24 protein-coding genes are annotated in these 20039 nt (G+C 28.0%); 20 read left to right on the top strand and 4 right to left on the bottom strand.

The window, feature by feature from the left end; translation table 11 throughout:
- From ACNI28_RS00515 to ACNI28_RS00505, 3 genes are read left to right on the top strand one after another with little or no spacing between them, the layout of a single operon-like run.
- Complete coding sequence (locus ACNI28_RS00515; protein WP_419764877.1) at nucleotides 1-828, top strand: ABC transporter substrate-binding protein; 828 nt, start codon at nucleotides 1-3, stop codon at nucleotides 826-828.
- Nucleotides 812-1510 carry an ATP-binding cassette domain-containing protein gene (locus ACNI28_RS00510; RefSeq protein ID WP_419764876.1) on the top strand — a complete coding sequence of 233 codons (699 nt, stop codon included), beginning with the start codon at nucleotides 812-814 and terminating at the stop codon, nucleotides 1508-1510. Before ACNI28_RS00515 ends, ACNI28_RS00510 begins: the two co-directional genes overlap by 17 nt.
- The gene (locus ACNI28_RS00505) at nucleotides 1507-2472 is read left to right on the top strand and encodes a FecCD family ABC transporter permease (RefSeq protein WP_419764875.1); all 966 of its coding nucleotides are present in this window, start codon (nucleotides 1507-1509) and stop codon (nucleotides 2470-2472) included. The genes ACNI28_RS00510 and ACNI28_RS00505 overlap by 4 nt, the downstream gene beginning before the upstream one ends.
- Nucleotides 2473-2475: 3 nt before the next feature.
- Here the strand turns inward: ACNI28_RS00505 and cbiB are convergent, their stop codons facing one another.
- On the bottom strand, nucleotides 2476-3360 hold the full coding sequence (gene cbiB, locus ACNI28_RS00500; protein WP_419764874.1) for an adenosylcobinamide-phosphate synthase CbiB: 885 nt from the start codon (nucleotides 3358-3360) through the stop codon (nucleotides 2476-2478).
- On the bottom strand, nucleotides 3360-4385 hold the full coding sequence (locus ACNI28_RS00495; RefSeq protein ID WP_419764873.1) for an aminotransferase class I/II-fold pyridoxal phosphate-dependent enzyme: 1026 nt from the start codon (nucleotides 4383-4385) through the stop codon (nucleotides 3360-3362). The genes cbiB and ACNI28_RS00495 overlap by 1 nt, the downstream gene beginning before the upstream one ends.
- 65 nt (nucleotides 4386-4450) lie before the next feature.
- On the opposite strand from ACNI28_RS00495, the gene bluB reads away from it, so the two are divergent.
- The 9 genes from bluB to ACNI28_RS00450 all read left to right on the top strand — a co-directional run bounded on the left by bluB (nucleotide 4451) and on the right by ACNI28_RS00450 (nucleotide 11465).
- Complete coding sequence (bluB, locus tag ACNI28_RS00490) at nucleotides 4451-5074, top strand: 5,6-dimethylbenzimidazole synthase (RefSeq protein ID WP_419764872.1); 624 nt, start codon at nucleotides 4451-4453, stop codon at nucleotides 5072-5074.
- Entirely contained in the window at nucleotides 5074-5859 is a 786-nt protein-coding gene (locus tag ACNI28_RS00485; protein ID WP_419764871.1) for a phosphotransferase, read from the top strand. The genes bluB and ACNI28_RS00485 overlap by 1 nt, the downstream gene beginning before the upstream one ends.
- An 8-nt stretch (nucleotides 5860-5867) precedes the next feature.
- A complete protein-coding gene (locus tag ACNI28_RS00480) occupies nucleotides 5868-6926 on the top strand; it encodes a nicotinate-nucleotide--dimethylbenzimidazole phosphoribosyltransferase (RefSeq protein ID WP_419764870.1) in 1059 nt (352 codons plus the stop codon).
- Between the two features lie 4 nt (nucleotides 6927-6930).
- Nucleotides 6931-7530 carry a MarC family protein gene (locus ACNI28_RS00475; RefSeq protein WP_419764869.1) on the top strand — a complete coding sequence of 200 codons (600 nt, stop codon included), beginning with the start codon at nucleotides 6931-6933 and terminating at the stop codon, nucleotides 7528-7530.
- Entirely contained in the window at nucleotides 7530-8024 is a 495-nt protein-coding gene (locus tag ACNI28_RS00470) for a bifunctional adenosylcobinamide kinase/adenosylcobinamide-phosphate guanylyltransferase (protein ID WP_419764867.1), read from the top strand. Before ACNI28_RS00475 ends, ACNI28_RS00470 begins: the two co-directional genes overlap by 1 nt.
- 79 nt (nucleotides 8025-8103) lie before the next feature.
- A complete protein-coding gene (locus ACNI28_RS00465; protein ID WP_419764866.1) occupies nucleotides 8104-8670 on the top strand; it encodes a helix-turn-helix transcriptional regulator in 567 nt (188 codons plus the stop codon).
- Complete coding sequence (locus ACNI28_RS00460; protein WP_419764864.1) at nucleotides 8651-9244, top strand: nucleotidyl transferase AbiEii/AbiGii toxin family protein; 594 nt, start codon at nucleotides 8651-8653, stop codon at nucleotides 9242-9244. Before ACNI28_RS00465 ends, ACNI28_RS00460 begins: the two co-directional genes overlap by 20 nt.
- Before the next feature lie 93 nt (nucleotides 9245-9337).
- Complete coding sequence (locus ACNI28_RS00455; RefSeq protein WP_419764863.1) at nucleotides 9338-10732, top strand: cobyric acid synthase; 1395 nt, start codon at nucleotides 9338-9340, stop codon at nucleotides 10730-10732.
- The gene (locus tag ACNI28_RS00450) at nucleotides 10725-11465 is read left to right on the top strand and encodes an adenosylcobinamide-GDP ribazoletransferase (protein ID WP_419764862.1); all 741 of its coding nucleotides are present in this window, start codon (nucleotides 10725-10727) and stop codon (nucleotides 11463-11465) included. Before ACNI28_RS00455 ends, ACNI28_RS00450 begins: the two co-directional genes overlap by 8 nt.
- Before the next feature lie 55 nt (nucleotides 11466-11520).
- On the opposite strand, the gene ACNI28_RS00445 is transcribed toward ACNI28_RS00450, so the two are convergent.
- A complete protein-coding gene (locus ACNI28_RS00445; RefSeq protein ID WP_419764861.1) occupies nucleotides 11521-11730 on the bottom strand; it encodes a hypothetical protein in 210 nt (69 codons plus the stop codon).
- 34 nt (nucleotides 11731-11764) lie between these two features.
- Between ACNI28_RS00445 and ACNI28_RS00440 the strand changes: the two genes are divergently transcribed.
- The 5 genes from ACNI28_RS00440 (at nucleotide 11765) to ACNI28_RS00420 (ending at nucleotide 16905) form a co-directional block, all read left to right on the top strand.
- Nucleotides 11765-12736: an SLAC1 anion channel family protein gene (locus ACNI28_RS00440; protein WP_419764860.1), complete on the top strand. Its 972-nt coding sequence runs from the start codon at nucleotides 11765-11767 to the stop codon at nucleotides 12734-12736.
- 49 nt (nucleotides 12737-12785) lie between these two features.
- A complete protein-coding gene (locus ACNI28_RS00435) occupies nucleotides 12786-13805 on the top strand; it encodes an aldo/keto reductase (RefSeq protein ID WP_419764859.1) in 1020 nt (339 codons plus the stop codon).
- A gap of 67 nt (nucleotides 13806-13872) precedes the next feature.
- Nucleotides 13873-16413 carry a methyl-accepting chemotaxis protein gene (locus ACNI28_RS00430; protein ID WP_419764858.1) on the top strand — a complete coding sequence of 847 codons (2541 nt, stop codon included), beginning with the start codon at nucleotides 13873-13875 and terminating at the stop codon, nucleotides 16411-16413.
- Between the two features lie 73 nt (nucleotides 16414-16486).
- Nucleotides 16487-16690, top strand: coding sequence for a hypothetical protein (locus tag ACNI28_RS00425; protein ID WP_419764857.1), 204 nt, complete (start codon nucleotides 16487-16489; stop codon nucleotides 16688-16690).
- Between the two features lie 11 nt (nucleotides 16691-16701).
- On the top strand, nucleotides 16702-16905 hold the full coding sequence (locus ACNI28_RS00420; protein ID WP_419764856.1) for a hypothetical protein: 204 nt from the start codon (nucleotides 16702-16704) through the stop codon (nucleotides 16903-16905).
- An 11-nt stretch (nucleotides 16906-16916) separates the two neighbouring features.
- On the opposite strand, the gene ACNI28_RS00415 is transcribed toward ACNI28_RS00420, so the two are convergent.
- The gene (locus tag ACNI28_RS00415; RefSeq protein WP_419764855.1) at nucleotides 16917-18626 is read right to left on the bottom strand and encodes a protein adenylyltransferase SelO; all 1710 of its coding nucleotides are present in this window, start codon (nucleotides 18624-18626) and stop codon (nucleotides 16917-16919) included.
- Between the two features lie 194 nt (nucleotides 18627-18820).
- Between ACNI28_RS00415 and ACNI28_RS00410 the strand changes: the two genes are divergently transcribed.
- The 3 genes from ACNI28_RS00410 to ACNI28_RS00400 all read left to right on the top strand — a co-directional run bounded on the left by ACNI28_RS00410 (nucleotide 18821) and on the right by ACNI28_RS00400 (nucleotide 20012).
- Entirely contained in the window at nucleotides 18821-18967 is a 147-nt protein-coding gene (locus ACNI28_RS00410; protein WP_419764854.1) for a hypothetical protein, read from the top strand.
- A gap of 204 nt (nucleotides 18968-19171) precedes the next feature.
- Nucleotides 19172-19540 carry a YbgC/FadM family acyl-CoA thioesterase gene (locus ACNI28_RS00405; RefSeq protein ID WP_419764853.1) on the top strand — a complete coding sequence of 123 codons (369 nt, stop codon included), beginning with the start codon at nucleotides 19172-19174 and terminating at the stop codon, nucleotides 19538-19540.
- Nucleotides 19533-20012, top strand: coding sequence for a phospholipase D-like domain-containing protein (locus ACNI28_RS00400; protein ID WP_419764851.1), 480 nt, complete (start codon nucleotides 19533-19535; stop codon nucleotides 20010-20012). The genes ACNI28_RS00405 and ACNI28_RS00400 overlap by 8 nt, the downstream gene beginning before the upstream one ends.
- Nucleotides 20013-20039: the final 27 nt, after the last annotated feature.

The following is a 20039-nucleotide window of genomic DNA, read 5'->3' as shown; positions in this document are numbered from 1 at the left end:
ATGAAAAAAGCTATATTAATTGTATTACTAATTTTTACTAATCTTTTAGCAGAAGAGCGTATTGTTACGCTCTCTCCTTCTGTCAATGAGATTGTATATGCCTTAGGTATGGGAAAAAATGTTCTTGCCAATACAAAGTTTTGTGATTATCCTGAAGAGTCTAAAAAGGTAAAAAAAGTAGGTGGTTATGCAAATACTTCTTTAGAAAAAATTTTAGCAGTTAAACCAACTGTTACAATTGCTCAAAACTATGATGAAAAACTACTCAAGAATCTTGAAGCTCTAAATATAAAAACTCTAGTTTTTAAAACAGATAGTATAAATGATATAAAATTTACAATAAATAAACTGGGTGATTACTTTAAAAAAGAACAAAAAGCAAAAGAGATAAGTGATTCTATTGATAATGCTTTATTATCAGTTGAAAATATTACAATTAATAAGAAAATCTTAATAGTAATAAGTCCAAAAGAGACACTTTCAAATCAAATTTTTGTCTCAGGAAATTATTTATATTTTGAAGATATTATAAAAGCTAGTGGAAATAAAAATGCTTTTCAATCAAAAAGTAAAGCTCAGCCTGTTGTAAATACAGAAAAAATAATAAAGATGAACCCTGATATTATTATTTTATTGGCTGCTTTTTTTGAATACAAAGATGAAGAGTTGAAAAAAGTAATTGGTGCATGGGAAAACCTCCCTATAAATGCAAGTAAAAATAAAAATATTTATGCGATAAATAAAGATTATGCAGGGATACCTAGTAATAGAGTTGTTTATTTTATAAAAGATTTTAAAAAGATATTAGAAAATGTTAGAGATAAATAATTACACAAGTTCAATTTTAAATGATATAACTTTTACTCTAAAAGAAGATGAAAACCTTGTAATATTGGGACATAATGGTGCCGGTAAATCAACTCTAGCAAAAGTTTTATCTAACCTAATAGAAAATAATAGTGTAAAAATATTTAATCAAAATATAAAAGATATAAGCGATAAACAAAGAGCCTCTTTTATAAACTATATACCACCAAAGTTTGAGGTATTTGATGAGTATATTACTTTAAGAGAGTTTTTTGAGCTTTCTTGTATAGATTATGTGGATAATGAAAAAATTCAAAAGACAATAGAGCTATTAAACTTAAAAAGACTAGAAAATAAACACTGTATAACTTTTAGTTCAGGAGAGAAACAACTACTTTTATTGGGTTCTAGTATCATGCACAATGCTGATATTACAATTTTTGATGAACTAACTGCAAACTTAGACATAAGTAGAATAAAAGAGGTTTTTGATATCTTTAAATCAGATTTTTTAAAACAAAAAATTATCATAACTCACAATCTTGATTTAGCCTATGCTTTAAAATACAAGATTTTATATATGAATGATGGCAAGATAGAATTTTATGGTGAAAGTGAGAAGTTTTTTTCAAGTGAAAATCTAAAAAGGTTTTATAACAACTCAATCATAAAAGTAAATGAACATTTGGTAGTAAATCTATGAAAAAACTACTTTATTTAATAGCAATAATTATTTTAATTATAGCTCCATTTTTAGGAGAGATAAAATTAAATATTAATGATATATTTAATACTACTACAATAAGTTATCAAGTTTTTTGGGACTTAAGAGTTTCTAGGGTTTTATTGGCGTTTTTTGTGGGTGGAATATTGGCTTTAGGTGGTTTGGTTTTTCAAATAATATTTAAAAACTCACTTATTACTCCATATACCCTAGGAATAGCAAGTGGAACTACACTTTTTACTGCTATTTCTATTGTCTTTTTCCCTGCTGTTATTCTGTCTATTTCATCAGCTTTTGGCTCTCTTTTAACTATTACAATTTTATATTTTATTTCTAAAAATATAAATAAAAACACTATAGCAGTCTCTACAAACTCTATTTTACTCATAGGTATTGCATTATCATATTTTTATTCTTCTGCTTTGATGTTGGTTTTTTATATGAGTAATCTTGAACAAAATTACTCAATAGTTAGATTTACGTTAGGAAGCTTAGATACAGTTGGATTTTCTAGTGTTATTATTTTAGTAATAGTAAGTTTGATTATGTATTTTGTTATTTATTCAAATAGGGCTAAAATCAAACTTTTACTTATCTCAAATGATACAGCTTTTTTAAAAGGGCTCAATGTTCATAAGCTAAATCTTCTTTTGCTTATAGTTATATCTTTAGCAGTAGGAATAAGTATAAGTTTTGTAGGACCAATTGGTTTTGTAGGTTTAGTTATTCCACATATAATAAAGCTTATTTATAAAAAAAGTGCAGATAAACTTATTTTTCCAGTGTTTTTTTATGGAGGAGTTTTTTTAGTAGCATCTGATCTTATTGCAAGAAATTTAAATACAGCATCAAACTTACCAATTGGTGTAGTTACAGCCTTTATTGGAGCTCCATTTTTTGTATACTTGTTGGTAAAAAGAAACAAAAGAAGAGAAGATTAATTTTTAAACTAATAAAAAGAAGATTATTGCCATAAGTAAAAGTAGTGAATCAAGTTTTGATTTAAAATTAAGTGCTTTTAAAATATCCTCTTTTAATATTTCTTCTCTTCCCTCACCAAAATATGCCTTCTTTTTTATCTTACCAAAATAAGAAGTTGGCCCTCCAAGTTTTATTTCTAAAGCTAATGCCATAGCTGAAATAGGATGACCTGCATTTGGACTTTCATGTTTTTTACCATATGAGTAGAAGTTATTTAAAGCCTTAAAAGAATTAAAAAACAAAGCTATCAAAACAGCTGTTATTCGTGATGGTATATAATTTACAACATCATCAAGTTTTGCTGAAAACTTACCAAAGTTTTCATATTTTTTATTTCTATAACCTACCATAGAATCAAGAGTATTTATTGCTTTATAAATAAATGCTCCCATAAGTCCAAAAAACAAAATATAAAATATAGGAGCAATTACTCCATCATTTAGATTTTCAGCATAGGTTTCAATTGCAGCTTTGTTTATGTCACTATTACTCATATTTTCTGTATCTCTACTCACTAACATAGAAATAGCTTGTTTTGCATCACTTGAATGAACAACTTCTTTTACACTATCATAAAGCATTTTAGAAGATATTGCAAATGAACATAAAAAACCTTGCACTAAAATATTATCAAATAGACTAAGAAAATATGTGATTATAAAGACTATACTAAGTAGAGAAATAGTTAGAGTAAAACCCCTTGAAACAGAGTCTTGATAAAAACTTTTCTCAAACCATTTGATATAATCACCCATAAAAACAATAGGGTGTTTGAAAAACTTTACCTTCTCAAACTCCGCAAAAATATAATCAATAAGATAAGCAAGTAAAACAGTTGTGAAATACATTATTTAAACTCTTTTTTCAAAGCTTCAATAAAGCTTTTCATGGCTTTTTTATCTTTTATGGCAACCCTTACAAAACTATCATTTAGAAAATCAAAGTTTGAACAATCTCTTATCATGATTTTATAAGGTATTAGTTTTTTTTGAAATGTTTTTGCTTTATAATTTTTGAGTTCGAATAATAGATAGTTTGCTTTACTTTTATATATCTTTTTTATAAAGTCAAACTTTTCTAAGTGCTTGATTGTGTAGTGCTTATTTTTATTTGTTATTTTGATTGTTTTATTTATAAAGCTCTTATCTTTTATTGCATTTTCTAAATATATAGAATCAAAATGAGAGATTTTCCATAAAGGCTCTTTCTCTTTTAGTTTTTTTATGTTTTTTGAAGTTGAAATTATAGTACCAACTCTTATACTTGCACTACTATATATTTTTGTCATAGATTTTAATATATAGAGTTTTTTATAGGTTTTTAGTCTATCTATCATTGATTTTTTATCTGTGAAATCCAAGAAGCTTTCATCTATAAAAATAGTACAGTTTTTTTCAATCCATGAATTAAATAGTTCATCTAACTCATAATGTGCTCCATCAGGAGTTGAAGGATTTACAAAGATTACTAAAGAGTCTTTTTTTACTTCTTTTTTTATATCATAAAATCTATTTATCAAATCAATTTGATATCCAAAAGTTTGTGCTGCTTTTTTGTACTCTAAATATGCTGGAGAGTAGATTGTGCAATGCTTCAAATCAAGATATCTAAAAAAAGAAAAAATAGCACTACTTCCACCGTTGAAAAGTTCTATTTCATCAGCTTTTACACTATATTTTTTTGCTATTATTTTATATAATTTTTCATATGTTGGATAGTTTGAAATATCTAGTTTATTTAGGTCTGTTTTTATATTTAGTTTTATAAAATTTATGTTTGAAGATAGGTCTATAATATCTTTTTGTTTTGAGCCAATTTTTTTGCTAAAAGTTAAGATATCTCCACCATGACTAAATTGATTGTTTGAGTTCAAAAGTTCTCTTTTTATGCAATGGTACTATAAAATTTATATATAACAAATAAGAGGAAAAAAGTTTAATGAAAGAGTTTTCATCAGATGATATTACATGTTTAGAAGATATTATAGAAGCTAGACGTGATGTAAGAGGAAATAAGTTTTTAGATAAAAAAATAGATGATGAAATCTTAGACAAGCTATTAAAAGCTGCTTCAAATGCACCATCAGTAGGTTTTTCTCAGCCTTGGAAATTTGTAATAATAAAAAACAGTAAAAAAAGAGACGAGATATACCAAGACTTTGTAAAAGAGAATGAAAAAGCAAAAAAGATTTTTAAAGATAAAGAACTCTACAGTAAACTAAAACTTGAAGGTATAAAAGAATCATATCTAAATATCGCAGTTTTATATGAAAAAAGTGATAAGGAAATATTGGGACAAACATCTCAAAAAAAGATGGGTGAGTATAGTGTAGTTTGTGCTATTCAAAACTTTTGGCTTATGGCACGAGCTTACAATATTGGTGTTGGTTGGGTGAGTATTTTAAAACCAAAAAGAGTAAAAAAGATTTTAAATATAGAAAAAAAACATAAACTAATAGCTTATTTGACAGTTGGATATGTAAGTGAGTTTTTAGATGAACCAGAGCTTTTAACCCTAGAGTGGGAAAAAAGAAAAACTCTGCAAGATATCAAGGTAATCTAGTGGGAGTAAAAACAAAACTTTTACAGAAAGATATAAAACCTTTTTTGGATATAAAAACTTTAGAAGAGACAAAAAGTGGGCAAAGTCATACTGTGTATATTTTAGATGATGAGTATATTTTGAAAATATATGAAGATGAAACTACACCATTTAATGTTGATGCAGAAATTGAACTTCTAAATTATGTGAGCAATCTTACCGTTCCAAAAATCATAAAAGATGATGTTTTAATAAAAGGGAAAAGAGGTATTGTTTTTTCTAAAGCAAAAGGTGAGAGTGTAGTTGATTTTGTAAAATCGACACATTTAAGACAAATAGGAGAGTTTTTAAGCTCTTTTCATAAAATAACAAAAAATAAAAAACACAATAATCTCTCTACTTTTGGTAAGAATGAATTAAAATTTCTGATAAATAAAACCCAAAACAAAGAGTTCCAAGATGAGTTTTCTTCTTTAAATATAGAGCTTGAAAATCATGGAGTCATTCATGGAGATCTCTTTTTAGATAATGCAACTTTTTGTGAGGATAAACTAACTTGTGTCTTTGATTTTAGTGATGCTTGCGAGGGTGATTTTAACTTTGATTTAGCAGTGGTTGCTCTGTCATGGTGCAGTAATAAAGATGAGATAATAACACTTCTAAACTCATACAATAGCACAATAACACTAGATAAGTTTATCCCATACTTAAGATATGCTTCACTTTATTATTGTGTTAAAAGATATTTGACTAATAGAGATTATGATAATATTATTTTTAAAAATAAATTTATAGATTTGATATAGGAAAAAACTTGATAAAAAATATTATAGGTAAGATTGATTTTGCAGAATTTTTAAGGGGTAAAAAGGCTACTTTTATGTTAAGCCTTAGTAATACACAAACAGTAAACATAGCAGGTATAACACAGGCTGGTATCCCAGGAAAGATACACTTAACTCCAACCCTTGACAGTGAGTTTTTATGTACAGGAGAACTAAGAAGTTTAGGTGAGATAGCCACAACACCAAGTGGAGTTCCTACTCCTGCCCTTATAACTAGAGCTGTTCATCTTTTAAATCCATATTCTAATATAGAACTTCTTGATTTAGGACTTGAAGTATCTCCACAAGTTGAGTATTCTAAAACACACTCATTTGGAATATCACCATCTAAATCCATAGCCCTTGATGCCAAAATAGATGCCTTGGATATCTTCCAAAAAGGTTTAGCTTTTGGACAAACTTATGAGTGCAAAGATAATTATATAATCTTAGGAGAAAGTGTCCCAAGTGGAACTACTACAGCACGTGCAACATGTGAAGCTTTGGGTTATGAGTGTAAAGAGTTTTTTTCAAGTTCTTTTAAAACAGCCCCTTCAAGTATAAGAGATGAAACAATTAAAAATGCCTTAGAACACATAAGAAGTGATGATGACATATTCGCAAAACTAGGACGAGTATCAGATAATATGCAGATATTCAATGCTGGCTTTATTTTAGGCTTAAACAATAAAACAAAAATAATCCTAGCTGGTGGAACACAGATGGCATCAGTACTTCTAATAGTAAACTCTATTTTGAGAACTATGGGTGGAGAATTTGACACTTCAAACTTATCATTATGCACTACAAAATGGGTATATGAAGATAAAAATAGTGATATAAAAGCACTTTTAGAACTACTTGATTTTAAAATAGATGCTTTTTATGTTGATTTTGATTTTTCTTTATCTTCACATCCTGCACTTAAATTATATGATGAGGGTGAAGCAAAAGAGGGTGTTGGTGCAGGTGGTGCTCTTATGTATGGAGCACTAAATGGCTTATCAAAAGAAGAAATAACAAAACAAGTTGAGAACTTTTTAGGATAATATTATGGATATTTTTATAGCAACATTTTTAAAAATGTTTTTTATCATGACACCATTTTTTGTGTTGTCTGTTTTTTTAACTGTGACCAATGATTCAACAGCAAGAGAGAAAAAGTCATTAGCTATAAAAGTTACAATTTCAGTTGTGATTATGAGTTTAGTTTTACTATTTTTTGGTAAACATATATTTGCTGTCTTTGGTATAACTCTTGATGCTTTTAGAATAGGTGCAGGGGCATTACTGTTTTTATCAGCTGTTGAGCTAATAAAAGGAAATAAAGATACTGGAAAAGTCGGAGACAAAGATATCTCACAACTAGCAGTTGTCCCTTTAGCAATTCCTGTTACAATAGGACCAGGCACTATTGGTATCTTACTTGTAATGGGTGCAACATTTGATAGTACATCATCAATGATTATGGGATGTTTAGCTCTAATTAGTGCTGTTTTAGTAATAGGAGTCATGCTTTACTCTTCAAGTATCATTGAGAGTATCATTGGTAAACAAGGACTTCTTGTAATCTCAAAAATTACAGGGCTATTTTTATCAGCACTTGCTGCACAAATTGTATTTACTGGTATCAAAAACTTTTTAGGATTATGATGAAGATATTATATTTTGGTGGACAAAAATCAGGTAAAAGCAAACTGGCAGAAGCAAAAACTATAGAACTCTCAAAAAATAAAAAACCATACTATATAGCTACTTATGATAATGGCTACGGTGATGAAGAGATGCAAAATAGGGTTTTAAAACACCAAAATCAAAGAAAAGAAAAATTTGAAACCATAGAAGAAAAATTTGATTTATCAAAGGTCATCAAAGATGATAACACTTATTTGATAGATTGTATCTCCATGTGGCTTTTAAATGGACTTGAAAAAGACGAATCTGAACTCTTGCAAGAGATAGAAAAACTAGCTTCAACAAATGCAAATATAGTTTTTGTACTAAATGATGTAAGTAGTGGAGTAATCCCTTTTGAAAAAGTAAGCCGTAAATATGTAGACATAAGCGGAATTATCGGACAAAAGCTAGCAAGTATTTGTGATGAAGTTTATGAAGTGAAACTTGGACTTGCTTTGAGGTTGAAATAGTTTTTTGTATAAATATTGACAATATTATCATATTACGATAATATAATTTAGATAAAAGTTATCATAATAGGATAATAAGATGTTAGCACCAATAGACTTTTTAAAAGAAAAATATATAGAACCAAATAAAATAACTCAAGATAAACTTTGTGAAGTTTTACAAATAGGTAAAAAAACAATAAGTGAACTCTATCAAAAGAAAAGAGGTTTTACTATTCATACAGCCAAAAAGTTTGCTAAGTTTTTTGGCTTAAAACCTGAGTTTATATTGATGAAGCAAGTTGAATATGATTTGTCTTTAAATAAAGAAGAATATGATTTTATAAAACCTTATAATGAGCTCTTTCAAGAAGAGAAAAAAATATCTACTGCAAAATGGATTTTATCATCCATAAACAACTCAATAAGTGATAAGCGATTGCATTATGATTTAGATGATTTATATACGATTTTTTCAACAGCAACTACGGATATAAAATATCAATATGCTATTACTACTCTTTTTCAAGAGGTAAGTTATGATGATGTTATTAAGTACTGTGAAGTTTATGATATTGATAAATCAAATCTAAAAAAACTTTATGAATACTACACAAATCAATACAATACAAAGGTGATTTCACAGTATGAATGGCTACTTAAATAATTTTGAACAGCAAATAAATACATTAAATAGTGTTTATTATGAATTATTAGCTCCTATTGAAAAGCAATCTAGCATAAAAAACTGGTGGGTATTTGGTGGAGGAACAGCCTTGGCTATGTTTCATTTTAATCATAGAAAATCTTTTGATATAGATATATTTATAACAGAATCTCAGCTTTTTGATTTCTTAAATCCAAAGTGGTACATAGATGAAACAAAAATATTTGATAACAATGAGTATAGATTTGATGGCATGACCCATCATATACAACTTAAAACAAAAGATGATATAAAAGTTGACTTTTTACTAAACGAATCAATCATAAATAAACCTATAAAAAATACAATACTAGATATGGATTATGAACTCTTCTATGAATCAATAGAAGATATAATCGCCAAAAAAATAAAATACAGAAAGCAAGACAATCTTACAAGGGATATTTTTGATATTGCTATGGCTATATCTTTTGATAAAAGTATTATTGAAAGACTTATTTTTTCAAGATTTATAATATTTGATGATTTAGAAGTTTTAAATAGATCTTTAAATAAACTTGATGAGAAAAAATAGAACCCCAAACAAAAGAGTTCGAGAAAATAGCTTTAAATGGTAAAAATATTATTCAAGAAAATATTAAATCAATTATGAAATAAATAGGAAAATATGAAAAATATCTCAATCTTTGGTACAAGTAGTGATTCTGGAAAATCAACTATAACCTTTGTAATAGGAAAAATATTACAAGACTTAGGAATATCTGTAGCTCCTTTTAAAGCACAAAATGTATCAAACAACGCTTATGTTTGTGATGATGGAAGTGAGATTGGTGTTGCTCAATATTTTCAAGCAAAAGTTTTAGACGTTTCTACTTCTTATCATCTCAATCCTGTACTTTTAAAATCAGGGCAGGGTTCAAATGCTTCTGTTGTAGTTGAAGGAAAAGTATTAGCTTCTAAAGATGTTTTATCTTATTATAAAGATTTAGACCTTTTAAAACCAGCTGTAAATAGATGTTTTGAGTATCTTGATGAAAAGTATGATTGTGTAGTTTGTGAGGGTGCTGGAAGTCCTGTTGAGCTAAATCTTATGGATAAAGATTTAGCAAATATTTACATCGCTACAAAATACAATACAAAAATCATACTAGTTGCAGATATAGAAAAGGGCGGAGTTTTTGCTTCTATTTATGGAGTTTATAATCTTCTTCCAAAAGAGTTACAAAAAAATGTAATAGGGGTGATTGTAAATAAGTTCCGTGGGGATTTATCTTTATTTGATGAGGGTATAAAAATCATAGAAAATGATTTTAAAATACCAGTTCTTGGAGTGCTTCCTTATATACCTTTTAATCTTGGTTTTGAGGATTCTCAAAGTTTGAAAAACTATGCTCAAAATAGTAAAGATAGCATCATAAGAGTAGGAGTTATTTCTTATCCTTATATGAGCAATTATAACGATTTTGAGCCTTTGATTGCTGATGGTAATATAAACTTAGAGTTTATAGAAAGTAGTATCTCTCTTGATAAATTTGATATGATAATTTTACCTGGCTCAAAACTAGTGATAAAAGACCTACAATGGCTTAAATCAAATGGTTTGTTTGAAAGAGTAGAAGAGTATCAAAAAACTATTTTAGGGCTTTGTGGTGGCTATGAGATGATGTTTAACTCTCTTGATGATAAGTTTGCTTTAGAAAATAGTATAGCTTGTACAGAAGAGGGCTTTAGCTTTATAGATGATGAAATAGTTTTCGAAAAAGAGAAAGTTCTTAAAAAAGCTAGTTATGAAATCTTTGATTGTAAAATTGAAGGTTTTGAGATACATCATGGTATTTCAAAAAAGTATCCAATCTTTTATGAAAAGAGTAATATAAAAGGGACTTTTATCCATGCTATTTTTGATAATGACAATATCAGAACTAGCTTATTTAAAGCTATAAATAATGACTATAAAGAGTTTGATTTTAAAGCATATAAAAAAGATACAATAGATAGCTTTATTTCAAATATGAAAGAAAGACTTGATGTAAATAAAATATTGGAAAATATAAATGAATAATTTTATTTTAGGATTTAAATTCGCCCTTAGTTACTTTACAATACTTCCTGTAAAGTTTAAAGAAGAAGATGACTTATCAAAAAAAGAGATTTTGTCTTTTATGCTTTTTTCACTTCCTTTACTTGGATTAATTCTTGGTTTTATTACTCTTGTTTTATATCATTTTTTAGCTGACTTATCTTGGTTTGGTGCTATTATTTGTGCTGTGCTTTATATGATACTTTATGGATTTATCCATACAGAAGCCATCATAGATGTAGTTGATGCTATTTATGCAAAACATAGTGGAAAAGATGCTTATGAAGTTATAAAAGAGCCAACAATTGGAGCTATGGGTGTTTTGTATGCTTTTGGTTTTTTTACTCTTAAAATCGCTGGTATTGTATATCTATTTATAAATGATTATCTTTTTGAGTTTGTTGCAATCATTATCATAAGTAGGTTAATGCTTTTATTTGTAATAAAAACCTTTGAGTTTAAATCAACTTTTGTAAATCAATTAAAAGAATCACTTAGTAAAAATATCTTTTTTAGTGCAATTATTATTTTTACTTTATTAAATATTTTTCTTATTGGCTTTAAAGCTATAGTAATTATAATTCTTGCTTTTGTATTTTCATATTTTATTGCTTTGTTTATAAAGAAAAATGTAGGTTTCCTCAATGGTGATGCACTAGGTACTATATTGGAAATATCGGAGATATTATTAGTAATATCTGTTTTAATAGTATAAGTAAATCTTATGAAACTTTTTATAACACTTTAATAAATCAAAGATTATAATTGATTTAGTTATTTGGCTTGACTAAAGATTTGATAGCTTTTGGAAGATGAGCAAAGGGTAGGGTTTTATTTTGTGTCAATTTCTCCTTCTCAAAACAAGATAATTCCACATTCATATTAGCTTTATTTAAAGAGAGTACCTTATATTTTATCCCCTCAAGAGTATAAGTTATATCTTTATTTCTAAAATCTACTATCTCTTTTCTCTTTGCCATTTATAATCCTTTTATAAAAGAAGAGTACCAAAATATGGATAATGAAAGTATAAAGTTAGTTCCGAACAGATTACAGTTTTTTCCAGTTATGATGTTTGCAGTTGTTATGGGATTGTCAGGGCTTAGCTTAGTTTATGGAAAAGCACATGAAGTATTAGGAATAAATAAAATATTTTATGAACTACTTTCTTATTTTACCATAGTTGTTTTTTTTATTATTTTAATAACATATTTTACAAAAATGATGAAATATCACGAAGAAGTAAAACAAGAGTTTTCTCATCCCATAAGAATAAACTTTTTTGCAGCTATATCTATATCTTTTATTCTTGTTTCTATGTTATTTAAACCTATAAATATTCAATTTTCACTTAGTTTATTTACTATTGGAACAGTATTACATCTATTTTTTACCTTTTACACTCTTAGTTTTTGGATTAATAAACCCTTGAACATACAACATTCAAATCCAGCTTGGTTTATTCCCATTGTCGGAAACCTTATGGTGCCTGTTGGAGGAGTGGGATTTTTAAGTAATAATATTTTGATGTATTTCTTTTCTATTGGAATCTTTTTTTGGATAATTATGTTTGCAATTATATTAAATAGGATTATCTTCCATGATCAGTTTGCACAAAAATTTATGCCAACACTTTTTATACTTATAGCTCCGCCTACAGTAGGTCTTCTTGCATACTATAAGATGTCACATAACTTTGATACTTTTTCTATGGTTTTATTTAATTTAGGACTGTTTTTTACACTGTTATTATTTTTTATGTACAAAAACTTTTTAAAAATAAAATTTTTCATTTCATGGTGGGCATTTACTTTTCCTTTAGCTTCTATGGCTTTAGCTACACTTTTAGTTTACTCAATTACTAAAGAGATTATTTATTTTTATTTATCATATTTTTTTATTATTTGTGTAACGGTTATAGTGGGCTTAGTTGCGTATAATACCTTGAAACATATTATGAAAAAAGAGATATGTATAATGGAATAGTAATTCTAATGGTAATATAATAAATCTATAAATATTAAAAGGTATTACTATGAATTATAAATATATAGGAAAAACAGGACTTAGAGTAACTGATATTTGTTTAGGGACTATGACTTTTGGGACAACAACTTCAAAAGATGAAGCTTTTAAAATCATGGATAAAGCTTACGAAAGAGGTATCAACTTCTATGATACAGCAGAAATATATCCAGTACCACCAACTGCAAAACTAGGTGGCTTAACTGAAGAGATAGTAGGAGAGTGGCTAAAAACAAAACCAAGAGACTCTATAATCCTTGCAACAAAAGTTGCAGGTGCTGCTTCTGGCTGGTTTGTACCACCTACAAGACATGGATTGACAGCAATTGATTCTTTTCATATTAAAAGAGCTATTGAGGGAAGTCTAAAAAGACTTCAAACTGACTATATAGACCTTTATCAAATGCATTGGCCAGATACTATTGTACCTATTGAAGAATCACTAAAGGCTTTTGATGAGCTTGTAAAAGAAGGAAAAGTTAGATATATAGGTACCTCAAATGATAGTGCCTATGGATTAACAAAAGTAAATGAAATCTCAAAATATAATAAATTAGCTAGATTTGAATCTATTCAAAATAACTTCTCTCTTCTAAATCCAAGATTTTTAGATGAACTTAGTACAGTTTGTAAAAAAGAAGAAATCTCACTATTGCCATACTCTCCAATAGCTGGTGGAGTTTTAAGTGGAAAATATAATGCAGGTTTTTACCCAGAAGATGCTAGATTTAGTTCTTATATTCAAAACAAAAGTAAAAGAGTTCAGGCTATGGCAAATAGGTTTGTCAATGATAAAACTATGGAAGCAACAGCTAGATATATGGATTTGGCTAAAAAGCATAATATGAGTCCAGTTACACTTGCTGTAGCTTGGTCAAAACAACATGACTTTGTTGCTTCTACTATTATAGGTGCTAGAATCTTGACTCAGTTAGATGCTTCATTAGATGCACTAGATATAAGGTTAAGTAATGAAATTCTAGATGAAATTAAACAAATCCAAAAAGACATCTTATATCCCATGGGATAATATTATAAGTTATATTTATTCTTAAGAAGGTATAATTACCAAAAAATATTCTTAGGGGTAAATAAGTATGAGTAATCTTACGATTTCAAAAAAGTTTTCATTTATGATAATAGCATTGACTATTGTCATGCTTGCTATTAGTTTTTTTATTTTAAATAATAAGAAAACTAGTATAGTTAGTGAAGTTATGAATAAGACAAAAGAAGAACTGCAAAAAACTTCTGAAACAAAAATTAATGGAAAACTTGATGTAGGTATTTCAAATGCAATATCTATTGCAAATGATTCTATGATTCAAAATTCTCTTTTAGAAAATAATAGAGAAATGGCTATTAGTGCTCTATCAAATCTATCTAAAAAGATGAAAGAGTCAACACCTTTTAAAAATATAAAAGTTCACCTTCATACAAAAGATAACAAGTCATTTGTAAGATCTTGGAAATTAGATAAATATGGGGATGATTTATCATCATTTAGACAAAGTGTTGTTAAAGTAAACAAAGAACAAAAAGTTGTAAATACTTTCGAAGTAGGGAAAGCAGGTTTAAGTATACGTTCGGTAGTGCCAGTGTTTGCTAATAATGAGCATGTTGGTTCTTTAGAGTTTATGCAAGGCATTAACTCTGTAGCAAAAGAGTTTGATAAAAATGGTGATGCTTTTATTTTGTTCATGGATCCAAAAGTAGCTATTGCAGATATTTCTAAACTAGAAAGGCTAAATGGTTATGTTGTTTCTCAAAAATTTATAAATAAAGATTTTTTTGAAGATGCTAAGAATATAGACCTAAAAAAGCTTGTATCAAAAGGTTATATTCAAACTTCAAAATATTTTTATACAACAACTGCTATTAAAGATTTTGAAGGTAAGACTTTAGGTCTTGGATTAGTTGGTAGAAAATATGCGGTTGTAAATGTTTCTATTCATGAAGCTTCAGATATTATTTGGCAGGCTTTAGTATTGTTATTGGTTTCTTTATTATTAACAATGTTAGGAAGTCTCTTTAACTTAAAACAGGCAGTTCTTTCTCCAATAAAAAACTTAAAAAATTCAATTGATAGCCTGGTTAATAATAACTCAGTTGAATCAACAAAGATTGAAGTAAACTCAAATGATGAAATTGGTGATGTTGTTAATAGTTTCAATAGTTATTTATCTGAGTTAGATAAAGGGAATAAATTAGATATAGAAGTAATTGAAGAGACAAAGTTAATTATAGAAAAAGTTAATAAGGGCTTATTAAATGATAGAGTATCTAAACAAGGTCATTCAGAGTCTGTAAATCAACTTGTAAATGAAGTAAATTCTATGATTGGTGTTTTCCAAACAAATCTATTAATGCTATCTGATGTTCTAATCAATCTATCAAATGCTAAGTATGACACAAAACTTCCTGATATAAAAGTTACAGGTACAGTTGCTTCTATTTTTAGTGGAATAAAAGTTACACAATCAACAATAAATGAAGTACTGTGTTTAATAGACAATGCAAACAATAAATTAACAACAAGTGCATTTGAGTTAGCTGGTGCATCAAAAGAGTTAAGTAACTCTTCAAATACACAGGCTGCATCTTTAGAAGAGACAGCAGCTGCTATACAAGAGATATCTTCAACTATCCAAAGTAGTAGCGAAACTGCAACCAAGATGTCATCATATGCAAAAAATGTAAGTGAATCAAATGAAACTGGTAAACAACTTGCCTTTAAAACAGCTGGAGCAATGGAGGAGTTGAGTTCTAAAGTTAGTGCTATTAATGAATCAATATCGATAATTGACCAAATTGCATTTCAAACAAATATCTTATCACTAAATGCAGCAGTTGAAGCTGCAACAGCTGGAGAAGCAGGTAAAGGCTTTGCAGTAGTTGCACAAGAAGTTAGAAACCTAGCTTCAAGATCTGCTGAAGCAGCAAAAGAGATAAAAGCTTTAGTGGAAGATGCTACACAAAAAGCAGGGGAGAGTAAAGAGATATCAAATCAAATGATTACAGGATACAATCAATTAAATGAAAATATCACTGCAACTATTGGACTTATTGAAGATGTTAATAGTGCATCAAAAGAGCAAGAGCAAGCTATGACACAAATAAGTGATACAGTAAACTCTTTAGACCAAGCTACACAACAAAATGCATCATTGGCTTCAACTATCAATGAGATGTCATCACTAACTTCAGATCTTGCTTCTCAATTACAAAATGCAGTAAATAGAACAAGCTTTGATAAATCTGCAAGTAATAGGATATGTGATGAAAATCTAATATTTGATGCAAATAAATTAAAATCTGACCATATTACCTTTAAAAATACAAATTTTTGTGAGTGTAAAAAAGGTCATAATTTTATAGTTAAAACCCATCATGAGTGTAACTTAGGTAAGTGGATTGACCAACATGAAGATTCAGATATGGCAAGAACTAATGAATGGGCTCATTTAAAAGAAGCACATAAAGAAGTCCATGGACTAGTTCAAAAAACAGTTGATTTATATGCTTCAAGTGGATCAAATGAGGAAATCTTTGAAGTTACAGCTGGAATAGAAAAAAATATTGATATCGTTTTTGATGCTCTTAATAATATAAGAGTAGAAAAGTGTAAAAATAGCTAAATTCTTGACTAAGGTTATTGATTTCTCCTTTTTTTTCTATTAAAATATAATTAGACTAAAAAAGGAGCGCTTCATGCTTGACGAAAAAATATTACTTTTACTTGACTGCAACATTTATAAATATAATTATACTAAACATTGTTTCCAAATAAGAAATTATTTTAAGGTTAATAATGACTCACTACTAGAAGAACTAAAAGAGATTTTAAAAATATTAGAAGAAAATGAAGTTAAATATATAATTCAAAAAGATAACACTATCAAGATAACTAAATAGAAGACTAAAACTTGAATGAAGAAGAGAACATAGCTTTAAAAGAAGCATATAAACTAAGATATGAATACTATAATTTTTATGAAAACAAAGAGACAAAATGGCATGATAAATATAAAAATCATAAACTATATGACGCTGTAGTTAAAAGTTTAGAGTATAGATTTCATGAAATAGCAAATATCATGCCCGAGCTTTTAACAAATCATGCTAAATAAACACTGTAAAATTAAGATGAGCAACTGACATGTGATACTCCTGCTATATTAAAAAGTTCTAATGGTTTTTTTGTATAGTATTTTTTTTCTATTTCACTTGATTGTTCATCATATGGATTTGTCATTATATTTTGTAATTCAAGTATTAAAGTGTAATTACCATTTTTAGCCTCTTCATAAGCTGGAACTAAAAACCACTCTCTTAAAGTATATTTAGGATTTATATCTTTCATCTGTTTTGAAGTTGCACTAAGCTTTAGATTCCAAGATTCAAGCCATTGTGCCCATCTTTTTTTGATATTTTCATCTTTTAATTCCTTATAAAAGCTTTTTTCTAGTTTTGAAATATCTTGTGGAACAGATGATAATTCACGGAAAAATATTATATAGTCAACAGAAGTTTCAATCATAAGTGACATAAGAGAGTTAAATAACTCTTCATCAAATTTATTCAATCCAAGTTTTAAAGCCCACATTTCTTGTAGTTTTTCTTCCATAAGTTCTGCAAAGTCATTTCTAATACTAGCCAACTCTTCTAAAGCACTTGGATGTGACTCAAGCAGAGGCATTAAAGCACTACAAAACATATTGAAGTTTTTTCTTGCAGCTTCACTTTGATTAAAAAATGAGAAGTGTCTTCCTCCCCCTGTCCATGGCTGATAACTAGGATTAAACAAATCAATAAATCCAAATGGACCATAATCCAAAGTAAATCCCCCAACAGCTGTATTATCACTATTGAAATTACCTTGACAATATCCTACTCTTATCCAATTTGCTACCAATGAAGTTAACCGTTCTCGAAATAGGCTTGCAAATAAAAGAATTTTCTCTTCAAGTGGTAAGTTATCATCTATTTGTTCATTGTATTCTCTTTGTATTGCATGTAATACAATTTGTTCTAACTCTTCTTTTGCTTTTGGATGTTCATTTTTACGTGCACGTCTAGCAAAAAGTTCTAACTGACCAACTCTAATAAATGATGGGGCAACTCTAGTGGAAATAGCAACAGCTTCTTCTATCATAACTTCTGGGTCTTTAGAATAAGAACCTTCTGTAAACCATGGACGAGTTACTGTTTCAGTAGCTGAAGTATATAAACTCAAAGAACGAGAAGTAGGTATATTTAATGCAGACATAAGTTCTTGAGCTAAAAACTCTCTAATACTAGACCTTAAAACTGCCCGACCATCTGCACCTCTACAATATGGTGTTTTTCCACCACCTTTTAGTTGCATTTCCCAATGTTTACCATTTATTATAGCTTCAAGTATAGATATAGCTCTTCCATCACCATATCCATTTCCCGTTTGAAATGGACATTGTTGATAATACTCTGTACCATAAATTGAAAGGGCATATCCACATGCCCAACCAATATTATGCAATGGCTTTGGAACATTGGATGTATCACCACTAAACATCTTTATAAAATCATCAGACTGCGCCAAAGAATCATCCAATCCCAACTCTTCAAAAAATGTTTTACTATGAGTAATATATATTGGATTTTCTATAGGAGTAGGAGTTACAGGTACATAGTGCCCATTATAAACCTCTCTAGGATGAAAGTTTTGTCCATCTTTGTTTGCCATTGGGTCACAAACAAGAGTATTGGTAAAAGAGTAATCAGCCAATTTTCCAAGTTCTTCAAGAGTATTGATTTTTTTGTTTTTTATAGTATTTTCATTTTTCATATTTCTTCTTATTATTTTTTCCAATAATATCATAAGCAGTTAAAGAAAATATCAAATATCAATACTAAATTAAAATTTAATTTTAGCTAATAAAGACGTATCAACAATCTTAAAAGTTTATGCAAAATTTATAAAAGAAGATGAAGAAATTAGACATATCAAAATTGGAAAAACATTCAATTTGTGATACAATTCACAATAAATTAAAAGGTTTATAAATGGCGTTAGCAATAAAAAACAACAAAGTTATTACTATTGTTCCCCCTAAAAAGCTTTCTGTAGAAGATAGAAAGAAATTAATTAGTACTCCTGTTAATAAAAAACTTATTCAAAAAGCTACATCACGAAAATATAACATAGTATAGAATTAATTTGGTTAAGATAAAAAAACACCATCATCAAGACTATCTTTAATAGAACTTACAGATTTATTTGAACAAAAGAATAGGAAAAACTTTTTATTGAGGACATTTGTAATCTAAATCTGTTCTATACCTACTATGTATTGATGTTATTGTATAATCTAATATTTTAAAAAATCAATAAATACCAAAATAAGGGATATTATCTTGAAAATCAGAGTATATTATGAAGATACAGATTGTGGTGGGGTTGTTTATCACTCTAATTATTTGAACTTTTGTGAAAGAGCTAGAAGTGAGCTTTTTTTCCAAAAAGGATTATCTCCACATAAATCAGATGAGTTTTTTGTTGTAAAATCACTTGAGGCAGATTATAAAAGTCCAGCTGTTTTTGGAGATGAACTTTTTGTAAAAACTACACTTCTTGAAAGAAAATCTGCATCATTAGTTTTACATCAAGAGATAAAAAAGGATGAAAAAGTACTTTTTTCTATGAGAGTAAAAGTAGCATATTTAAAAAATGCTAAGCCATCAAAAATACCAAGTGAGATGTTTGAGGTGTTTAAAAATGATTAAAATACTTCTAGTCTTTTTACTCTTTTTTAGTTCTGTATATCCTAGTAGTGAAATTTATTTTTTACCAAAAGAGGCAAAAAAATCAAGAAACAAAATCATATCTTTAATAGATAATTCTAAGAGTACTATAGACCTTGCCATGTATAATTTATCATATAAAAAGCTTATAAAAAGCTTAACTAAAGCTTCAAAAAGAGGTGTTATTGTAAAGTTGTATCTAGATAAAGCTAAAATTAAGAAAAGTGATAAAATCAATAAACTTATTAAAAAAAGTGGTATTGAATACAAGATTTTAGATAAAAAGAACCATTTAAAGCTTGCACTATTTGATAAAAAGCTTGCTGTTTTTGGAACAGCAAACTGGACAAAAGAGTCTTTTGGTGATAACTATGAACTTATTTTTATGACTTCACAAAAAAAAGAAATAGAAAAAATAAAAGATATCTTTTCTTCCTTGGAAAAAAATTATTAATTACTATAAAATTTTTACTACTATGCA

The organism is Arcobacter denitrificans (SeqCode), assembly GCF_048571185.1.
Taxonomy (GTDB): Bacteria; Campylobacterota; Campylobacteria; order Campylobacterales; family Arcobacteraceae; genus Arcobacter; species Arcobacter denitrificans.
This window is presented reverse-complemented; position numbering and strand designations above follow the sequence as displayed.

Bases quoted from the DNA above. Each gene is read 5' to 3' on its own strand.
- ACNI28_RS00515 (WP_419764877.1), top strand. From the start codon at position 1: ATGAAAAAAGCTATATTAATTGTATTACTAATTTTTACTAATCTTTTA.
- ACNI28_RS00510 (WP_419764876.1), top strand. From the start codon at position 812: ATGTTAGAGATAAATAATTACACAAGTTCAATTTTAAATGATATAACT.
- ACNI28_RS00505 (WP_419764875.1), top strand. From the start codon at position 1,507: ATGAAAAAACTACTTTATTTAATAGCAATAATTATTTTAATTATAGCT.
- cbiB (WP_419764874.1), bottom strand. From the start codon at position 3,360: ATGTATTTCACAACTGTTTTACTTGCTTATCTTATTGATTATATTTTT.
- bluB (WP_419764872.1), top strand. From the start codon at position 4,451: ATGAAAGAGTTTTCATCAGATGATATTACATGTTTAGAAGATATTATA.
- ACNI28_RS00475 (WP_419764869.1), top strand. From the start codon at position 6,931: ATGGATATTTTTATAGCAACATTTTTAAAAATGTTTTTTATCATGACA.
- ACNI28_RS00470 (WP_419764867.1), top strand. From the start codon at position 7,530: ATGAAGATATTATATTTTGGTGGACAAAAATCAGGTAAAAGCAAACTG.
- ACNI28_RS00465 (WP_419764866.1), top strand. From the start codon at position 8,104: ATGTTAGCACCAATAGACTTTTTAAAAGAAAAATATATAGAACCAAAT.
- ACNI28_RS00460 (WP_419764864.1), top strand. From the start codon at position 8,651: ATGAATGGCTACTTAAATAATTTTGAACAGCAAATAAATACATTAAAT.
- ACNI28_RS00455 (WP_419764863.1), top strand. From the start codon at position 9,338: ATGAAAAATATCTCAATCTTTGGTACAAGTAGTGATTCTGGAAAATCA.
- ACNI28_RS00450 (WP_419764862.1), top strand. From the start codon at position 10,725: ATGAATAATTTTATTTTAGGATTTAAATTCGCCCTTAGTTACTTTACA.
- ACNI28_RS00445 (WP_419764861.1), bottom strand. From the start codon at position 11,730: ATGGCAAAGAGAAAAGAGATAGTAGATTTTAGAAATAAAGATATAACT.
- ACNI28_RS00440 (WP_419764860.1), top strand. From the start codon at position 11,765: ATGGATAATGAAAGTATAAAGTTAGTTCCGAACAGATTACAGTTTTTT.
- ACNI28_RS00435 (WP_419764859.1), top strand. From the start codon at position 12,786: ATGAATTATAAATATATAGGAAAAACAGGACTTAGAGTAACTGATATT.
- ACNI28_RS00430 (WP_419764858.1), top strand. From the start codon at position 13,873: ATGAGTAATCTTACGATTTCAAAAAAGTTTTCATTTATGATAATAGCA.
- ACNI28_RS00425 (WP_419764857.1), top strand. From the start codon at position 16,487: ATGCTTGACGAAAAAATATTACTTTTACTTGACTGCAACATTTATAAA.
- ACNI28_RS00410 (WP_419764854.1), top strand. From the start codon at position 18,821: ATGGCGTTAGCAATAAAAAACAACAAAGTTATTACTATTGTTCCCCCT.
- ACNI28_RS00400 (WP_419764851.1), top strand. From the start codon at position 19,533: ATGATTAAAATACTTCTAGTCTTTTTACTCTTTTTTAGTTCTGTATAT.